Annotated in this window: 3 protein-coding genes and 1 pseudogene; all 4 read left to right on the top strand. The window is 36.4% G+C overall.

Annotated elements, in window-relative coordinates:
- The first annotated feature begins 155 nt into the window (after nt 1-155).
- The 4 genes and pseudogenes from KO361_06365 (at nt 156) to KO361_06350 (ending at nt 5,676) form a co-directional block, all read left to right on the top strand.
- Nucleotides 156-833: a site-specific DNA-methyltransferase gene (locus KO361_06365; GenBank protein MCC7575187.1), complete on the top strand. Its 678-nt coding sequence runs from the start codon at nt 156-158 to the stop codon at nt 831-833.
- 105 nt (nt 834-938) lie between these two features.
- Nucleotides 939-2,072 (top strand): Fic family protein, encoded by a 1,134-nt coding sequence (locus KO361_06360; protein ID MCC7575186.1) that lies wholly within the window; start codon nt 939-941, stop codon nt 2,070-2,072.
- A gap of 20 nt (nt 2,073-2,092) precedes the next feature.
- Complete coding sequence (locus KO361_06355; GenBank protein ID MCC7575185.1) at nt 2,093-3,100, top strand: virulence RhuM family protein; 1,008 nt, start codon at nt 2,093-2,095, stop codon at nt 3,098-3,100.
- Nucleotides 3,100-5,676, top strand: a pseudogene (locus tag KO361_06350) (DEAD/DEAH box helicase family protein). Before KO361_06355 ends, KO361_06350 begins: the two are co-directional and overlap by 1 nt.
- The last annotated feature ends 412 nt before the right edge of the window (nt 5,677-6,088 follow it).

The following is a 6,088-nucleotide window of genomic DNA, read 5'->3' as shown; positions in this document are numbered from 1 at the left end:
TTATTTTTTAGTCAAACAAAAATAATAAAACAAGTTTTTCTCCGGACGCTTTCCTTTCTCTCATTGCTTCGTTTCGCTACGCTTCACTTCGCAATGAGAGAAAGGAAAAACCTTCAACAACGTGGTGAAACTTTACAGATACTAAACAGCCACGTTTGCAGGTTATTTTCGCTGACTCTAATATTTTCAAAAACCCTTGTGATTTTTGGCAAGATATTAAAACTACAGGTGCAATCGCTGAGGAAGGCGGTGTAAAATTAAGTAATGGCAAAAAACCTGAAAAAATTCTTTATAGATTAATAAAAATGATAACCAATGAAGGAGATATTGTATTAGATTATCATTTAGGAAGTGGAACAACAGCTGCCGTAGCTCATAAAATGAAAAGACAATTTATTGGCATTGAGCAGTTAGATTATGGTGAAAACGACAGTGTAATTAGATTAAAGAATGTAATCAACGGGGATGACACAGGAATCTCGCCCTATGAAGATGTAAAATGGCAAGGTGGAGGCTCATTCGTTTATTTCGAACTCAAGAAATACAACCAAACTTTTATTGAACAGATTGAAGCAGCTAGAGACACCAACGCTCTTTTGGCAATTTGGGAACAGATGAAAGCTAAAAGTTTCTTTAAATACAGCGTAGATTTGCAGAAATTTCAGGAAAGCATTGAAGAGTTTAAGCAATTAGACCTTGCCAAACAAAAGGAATTGCTCTGTGAGATATTAGACAAAAACCAATTGTATGTAAATCTCTCATCGCTTAATGATACCGATTTTGCATGCACAGAAGAAGAAAAGAAAATAACCAAAGATTTTTATCGTTTATGAAAATAGTGCAAAAACTAAAACATGGATTTTATATTTTAGTTTTTATCATCGAAACTATAATATAAATTTTTATATTTTAGTTTGTAATACAAAACCGACAAAATGATTAGCATTGAGAATTACATAGCCGGTCAATTCATCAAACACCCAACGGGATACTCGTACTTTTTACCTAGCAAAATTAACGATGAATGGAACTGGAACGATCAAACGTTGACTACATTGTTAGAAAGAGCTGCTATAAAGTTGGGTGAATTAAATTCGTATTCCAAATTAGTGCCCAACATTGATTTATTTATACAATTGCATGTAGCCAAAGAAGCCGTTGTTTCAAGCCGTATAGAAGGCACACAAACAAAAATTGATGAGGCCTTATTGGAAGAATACGAAGTATCACCCGAACGGAGAGACGACTGGAAAGAAGTAAACAACTATATCAAGGCATTGAACTATGCTATAGCTGAATTAGAAAAATTGCCTGTCTCATCCCGTTTAATTAAACAAACCCATCGCATACTTTTAGATAGCGTAAGAGGTGAACACAAGCAACCCGGAGAGTTTAGAACCTCACAAAACTGGATTGGCGGAGCAAGTTTACTCGATGCTGTATTTATACCACCGCATCATACCCATTTAAATGAGTTGATGGGCGATTTAGAAAATTTTTTGCATAATACCCATATTCATATACCTGCCCTGATAAAAATTGGAATTGCTCATTATCAATTCGAAACCATTCATCCTTTTTTGGATGGTAACGGACGAATAGGTCGTTTATTGATTACGTTATTTTTAGTGGATCAGAAAATATTAACAAAGCCCCTACTGTATTTATCGGCATTTTTTGAAAAAAACAAAGGACTGTACTACGACAACTTAACCATTGTCCGTACCAAGAACGATATGAAGCAATGGCTCAAATACTTTCTGACAGGAGTAGCCGAAACAGCCGAAAATGCTACCCAAACCCTTTCCAAAGTAATTGAATTGAAAGCAAATCTGGATTATAGAATACATCAACAATTTGGACGAAGAACCGATAAAGCAGCCAGTTTACTTTACTACTTATTTAAAAAACCTGTTGTAAACACAAACCAGGTAAAAGAATTGACAAAAACTACCTTTAAAACCGCTAACGACCTGGTGATGGATTTTGTAAAAGCAGGCATCTTAAAAGAGGTTACGGGATATAACCGCAACAGAATATTTGTGTTTGACGAATACCTTAAATTATTTTAATCCGAAGCATAAACCAAACCATGAGTAGTGAAATATTACTATACCAATCCGATGACGGGCAGATAAAAATTCAAGTCCGCTTGGAGGATAACACCGTTTGGCTCACTCAAGCCGATATGGTGGAATTGTTTCAAACCACCAAACAAAACATTAGTCTTCATATCAAAAATATCTTTGAAGAAGGGGAACTATATGAAAATTCAGTTGTCAAGGAATACTTGACAACTGCTGCAGATGGTAAAAACTACAAAGTAAAACACTATAATTTAGATGTCATTATTTCCGTAGGTTATCGGGTAAAATCGCTTCGTGGTACGCAGTTTCGGATATGGGCAACCGAACGTTTGCGAGAGTTCCTGATTAAAGGTTTCACAATGAACGATGACTTACTCAAGCAAGGCGGTGGCTACTTTGAAGAGTTACTCGAACGGATACGGGATATTCGTTCATCGGAAAAAATTTTTTACCGCAAAGTGTTAGAAATTTATGCTACCAGCATTGACTATGACCCGCGAGCAGAAATAACACAACAATTTTTTCAAACCGTTCAAAACAAATTGCACTGGGCGGCACACGGGCATACGGCAGCCGAAATTATTTACCAAAGAGCCAATGCTCAACTGCCCTTTATGGGATTAACCACCTTTAAAGGGAAGAAGCCGACCAAACAAGAAATAAACATTGCCAAAAATTATCTTACAGAAGAAGAATTATCTGTATTAAACCGATTAGTTTCGGCTTATTTGGATATTGCCGAAGTCAATGCTATGCAGCGCAAACCCATGTATATGAAAGATTGGATTGAAATTTTAGACGGTTTCATCAAAATGAGCCGACAAGAGGTGTTAACCCATGCAGGAAAAATTTCGGCTGAATTAGCTCAACGCAAAGCATTAGCCGAATATGAGGTTTATAAGAAGAAATCAGATAATGAACTTTCGGAAGTAGAAAAACAGTTTATTGCCAGCATTGAACAAGCCAACAAGAAACTTAAAGCATTGAAACCCAAAAACAAAAAGAAAGAATAATGGCATTTTTATATGAAATATTCAATAATCCTTTTGCTAAACGAGCCTTAGCACAGGTTGAAATACCTAATTGGATTAGCGACAATTTAAAATTCAAACAAAGACCTTATCAAATTGAAGCATTTAAGCGATACATTTATTTAGACCAAGAAGATTTTGAAGAAAAACCAAGAAAACCTTACCACCTGCTTTACAATATGGCAACAGGAAGCGGCAAGACTTTGATAATGGCGGGTTTGATGCTGCACCTTTACCACAAAGGCTATCGCAACTTTTTGTTTTTTGTAAACAGCAACAATATCATTCGGAAAACCAAAGACAATTTCCTCAATCCGCAGGCTTCAAAATATTTGTTCAAAGAAAAAATCGTCATTGAGGGAAAAGAAATTCATATCAAAGAAGTGGAAAACTTTGAAGAAGCCGACCATCAAAATATCAATATCAAATTTACCACTATCCAACAGTTGCATATTGACCTGAACAACACCAAAGAAAACAGCGTAACTTACGAAGATTTTAAGGACAAGAAATTAGTTTTGATTGCCGATGAAGCACATCACTTGGTAGCAGGAACAAAAACAGGCAAATTGTTTGGCAGTTGGGAAGACACCGTAAAGAAAATTCACGAATCCAATTTTGAAAATATTTTGCTGGAGTTTACGGCAACCATTGACACCGACACAGCAGAATTGGTAAAGCACTATCAAGACAAGGTAATCTTTAAGTACGACCTTGCCGAGTTTCGTAAAGACAAGTATTCCAAAGAAATCAATCTTATCCGTTCCTTATATGGCGAGCAAGACAGAATCATTCAGGCTTTAATTTTGAATTTGTATCGTCAGGAACTGGCAACTTCTTATAATATCAATTTGAAGCCCGTCATTCTGTTTAAAGCCAAAAGAACAATAAGCGAATCCGAGAAAAACAAAGAGAAATTTCACAAATTGATTGATGATTTTTCGGTGGCAATGGTGGAGAAAATTCAAAAGACATCTACCGTTCCAATCGTTCAAAAGGCTTTCCGCTTTTTTGAATCCAAAGGCATTTCTGCCAACGATATAGTAAAACGCATTCAAGCTAATTTCCGATTTGAAAATTGCCTGAGTGCCAACAATGACGCAGAAGCTGAACAAAACCAAATCTTACTCAACACCTTGGAAGATGAAAACAACCCAATCCGTGCCGTTTTTGCTGTTCAAAAGCTGAACGAAGGTTGGGACGTTTTGAATTTGTTTGACATTGTTCGTCTTTACGAAGACCGAGATGGTAACGACGGAAAGCCGGGGAAAACAACCATTGCCGAAGCTCAACTTATTGGTCGTGGTGCAAGATACTTTCCATTTTCACTGGAAGCAGGCAATGCCCTGAGCTTGTCGAAGGGACAAGACAAGTTTACTCGAAAATTTGATGATGATATTTCTAACGACTTAAGGATACTGGAAGAACTGTACTACCACACCAAAGAAGATAGCCGTTACATTTCGGAATTGAAGAAAGCTCTTATTGATACGGGTATTTATGAAGATGATGAAAACCTTGTTACTAAGCAATTGAAATTAAAAGAAAGTTTCAAGAAAACAGATTTTTACAAAAACGGACAGGTTTTCTTTAATAAGAAAGTGCCTAAAAGTTTTGATAACATAAAATCGTTTGCAGATTTAGGAGTTAAGAAAACCAACTACCGGCACACTTTATCTTCGGGAGATGGCAGAATGTCAAGTGCCTTTTTTGAAATGGAGCCGACACAATCCAATGATGAAATAATTAAAACCAAAGATGTAAAGCTGACTGAAATCCCGAAAAACGTAATCCGTTTTGCATTAAGTCAAAATCCATTTTTTTACTTCGACAATCTATCTCGCTATTTTCCAAATGTTGGTTCACTTTCCAATTTTATTCAAAGCCCTGACTTTTTAGCAAGTTTGGAAATTACATACAGCGGAACAACCAAACGACTGAAAGAAATTAGCCATTTCGACCACTTGCAAGCCTTAAACGGACTTCTGCAAATCATCGAAGCAGACATAAAGAACAACTCGACAGAATATGAAGGTTCAGACTATATTTCGGACAGAATACATAATGTGTTTAAAGATAAAGAAATTAGAGTGAATAAATATGATGATCGCGCCAAAGGGCAAGAAGAATTGGTAGCCAACGAACCTTGGTATGTTTATAATGCAAACTATGGGACAAGTGAAGAAAAGAAGTTTGTAGAACTTTTTTCCAGACGATTTGAAGGTCTGAATCAGAAGTTTGAAAACATTTACCTAATCCGAAACGAAAGAGAAATTAAAATCTTCGACAAACTCGGACGAGCCTTTGAACCAGACTTTTTATTATTCTGCAAACAACGTAACGGAGAACAAATGACGTTTCAGGTTTTCATAGAACCTAAAGGTGAGCATTTAAAAGGACACGACAAATGGAAAGAAGACTTTTTAAATGAAATCAGAACATAACAAAAAACAATCAAAATCCACACGGACACTTATTTGATAACAGCAGTCCCATTCTACAATTACAACAACGAAAACGAATTTAAGACAACATTGGAAAATACTTTAAACGAATAGGAATGCCAACACTCAACAGCCACACACATTGCCAAGTCGCACCAGCCGACACTCAAGCCAAAACTTGGCAAAGAGTGTGTCTGTTCCTAACGCACGGACAGGAAGACAATGCAGCAAAAATGAAAGAAAATTAACGAGAAAAATGAACAACGAAACGCTAACAAAGTGTATATGCCATAAGGGTTTCAGTGGGTATTCAAACGTTGTAGCCCGCTCAAAATTTCGTGTCGGTGGACAGAAAACTGCTCCGCAATCCCTTACGGCACATACACTCGACCGTTACCGCCAATTTTATGACCGAAAATCGTATCAATTAAAGAAAAGATAATGGACTCACAATTCAAATTTCCAGTCGGTTATGAAAAGTTTAATAGAAAACAACTTTTTAATTTCCAGCTGAATCGACCGTATT

The organism is Candidatus Woesearchaeota archaeon, assembly GCA_020854775.1.
In the GTDB taxonomy this organism is placed as follows: domain Archaea; phylum Nanobdellota; class Nanobdellia; order Woesearchaeales; family 21-14-0-10-32-9; genus 21-14-0-10-32-9.
Note: the sequence above shows the minus strand (reverse complement) of the source record. Positions and strands in the feature narration are given on the sequence as shown.